The following is a 2,591-nucleotide window of genomic DNA, read 5'->3' as shown; positions in this document are numbered from 1 at the left end:
GTCCATGTTCGCCTGCCAGTACGCCTCGATCGTGCCCACGTCCCTCCAGTACCCGCGTTCCTCCGTGGCGCGGAGCCCCGGGATCTCGTTGCGCAAAAAGTCGTAGGCAAAGACTCGCGCGTAGGGGATCAACTCGGGCAGGATCGTCCGCCCAAAGTCGTGATCGGTGCTGCGGCGGGCGTCCTCGATGAGCACGTCGACGAGGACATCGGTGGTGAAGATGTAGTTCCCCATCGACGAGAGCGCCCGGCTCGAGTCGTCCGGCATGGGCCGCGGCTCCGTGGGTTTTTCCTCCCATCCGACGATCCGGCCCTCCCGGTCGGTCTCCACGATCCCGAACCCCGACGCCGTGGCAATCGGGACGGGCAGGGCCGCCACCGATACGTCGGCACGGTGGTCCATGTGCGCGGCGATCATCTGCTCTAGGTCCATCCGGTAGACATGGTCGGCCCCGAAGATGGCGACGAGATCGGGGTTGACGTCGCGGATCAGGTTGAGGTTTTGGAACACCGCGTCGGCGGTGCCGCGGTACCACGACTCCCCCCACCGCATCTGCGGTGGGACGGCGATGATGAAGTGGTCGTCCGCCACCCCCCCGAGCCGCCAGCCGCGGCGGATGTGGTCGATGAGCGACTGCGACTTGTACTGGACGAGGATGTAGAGGGAGTAGATGCCGGAGTTGATAAAATTGCTCAGGACAAAATCTGCGATCCGGTATTTGCTCCCGAACGGGACGGCGGGCTTGCTTCGGTCCTTCGTGAGCGGGTACAGCCGTTCGCCCTTGCCGCCCGCCAGGATCAGGCCCAGGACGCGCGGCCTTCTCACGCGTTCACTCCGTTGTGGAGTGCTGCGCCGCCGCCTCGATATGTCCGGCGATATCGGGGAAGCAGAAGTCCTGGGTCTCCTTGCCCTTCAGGTACTCGTCCTCGTCCCACGACACAGACCCGCCGTCCCGGACCTTCCTGGCGAGCTCCAGGAGGCGCGTGAAGTCCGCGCTGTGTTCGGCGAAGCGCGTCTCGGCATAGTTGCGGGCCGACCACGTCGTGATGAGGAACTGCCAGTCGGAGGCTTCCAGGAGCAGCAACTCCCGACCCAGTTGCCCGACGATCCGGGATAGGAGCGGGCTGCGGCGTGATCCGTCGGGGCGAGCGAAGGACCAGAAATCCTCCTCGGCCTTGTAGATCATCTCCCAGGTCCATTCCGTGTCCTTGTTCATCCAGACCCGGTGATCTCCACCCTCGCCCCATGATCCCTCCAGCAGGGTGATCGACTCATGCGCGGGATGTTGATCCACGTAGTCACCGGCGGTGATCGGCGCGACGCCCTCCGCCCCGAGACGCGCGAAGACGTCCCCGAGCCACTGCGGGCCTTCGTACCACCAGTGGCCGAAGAGCTCGGTGTCGAACGGGCTGCACAGCACTCCCGGCCGGCCGTCCTCCTTGGCGACCCGTTCGAGGATCCCCCGTACCGTCCCCGCAAAGTGCTCGGCCTGCGCGTGCGTACGTTCTTGCGCCCGCTCGGGGATATAGGGCTGCTTGTCCGCCAGATCGATCTTGGGATGGGTGACGCGCCAGAATCGGAGGCCGCCGGGGAAGTGGGTCTTGTGAAAGTCGAGGTACCACTCGTCCCCCGGATAGCCGACGTCCCGGCTCCACACCTGCAGCGTCGTCTCGGGATCCCGCACGAACGCCGTCGCCTGCCCCGTCCCGCCGCGCGAGGCGATCAGGTAGGACGCGTACGGGCTGCGCTCCCTCCGGCTGTAGTACGGATGGGGCTCGGGTCCCTGCACGGTGCGCAGGCTCGGGAAATAGTCACGGTATGCCGAGATCGCCTGCCCGCCGCGCACCAGGTGCATGTCCGTGAAGAAGTATTCGATCCCGTGCGGCGCCAGGATCTCCTCCACGCCGGGCCGGCGGTAGCGCGTCTTGCCGCTCTTCGGACCGACGGGAGGCGTCCACTCATACCGCGGCCGGTACGCGCATTCGGGCAGCCAGATGCCCTTCGGCGGCCGGCCGAAGTGGCGGGTGTGCGTCGCCACGGCGACACGGACCTGCAGGTCCAGGCTCTCGTCCCGGCTGAGGAGCGGCAGGTACCCGTGGGTGGCCGCGCAGGTGATCAACTCAATGGCTTCTCGGTCCGCGAGCGCGCGGAAGCTGCCGAGCACGTTGCCGTCCAGCGCGTCAAACTGAGCCCGGGCGTCCGTGTAGAACGCCTGCCAGTAGTCGCACAGATGCGCCAGATGATCTTGGTGGGTGTCCGCAAAGTAGCGCCGGTTCTCGCCGCACGTCTCGAGGCGCTGCTCTAGCCAGGCGGTGATTTCTTCGTGGTATTCGGCGTTGGCCATCTGCTCGCACAGCACCGGGGAGATGTTGATCGTAACGGTGGGGGAGATGTCGCGGTCCGCGAGCTGTCCCAGGATCCGCAACAGCGGCAGGTAGGACTGGACCGACGCTTCCGCCAGCCAGTCGCTGCCAAACGGCCATCGGCCGTGGTTCAAGACAAACGGAAGGTGCGAGTGTAGGGTGAAGATCAAATTCCCAACGGGTTGAGCCATGGCATCCCTGGGTGCTCGACACGGGTCGGCGGGAGGA

At 66.0% G+C, this 2,591-nt stretch carries 2 protein-coding genes; both read right to left on the bottom strand.

Annotation, left to right across the window (positions count from 1 at the left end):
- A partial coding sequence (locus tag VFP86_17805; protein ID HET9001499.1) for a sugar phosphate nucleotidyltransferase occupies nucleotides 1-825 on the bottom strand: 825 nt, incomplete at its 3' end.
- Between the two features lie 4 nt (nucleotides 826-829).
- A partial coding sequence (locus VFP86_17800; protein HET9001498.1) for a 1,4-alpha-glucan branching protein domain-containing protein occupies nucleotides 830-2,591 on the bottom strand: 1,762 nt, incomplete at its 5' end.

It is taken from the genome of bacterium (assembly GCA_035703895.1).
In the GTDB taxonomy this organism is placed as follows: Bacteria; Sysuimicrobiota; Sysuimicrobiia; order Sysuimicrobiales; family Segetimicrobiaceae; genus Segetimicrobium.
This window is presented reverse-complemented; position numbering and strand designations above follow the sequence as displayed.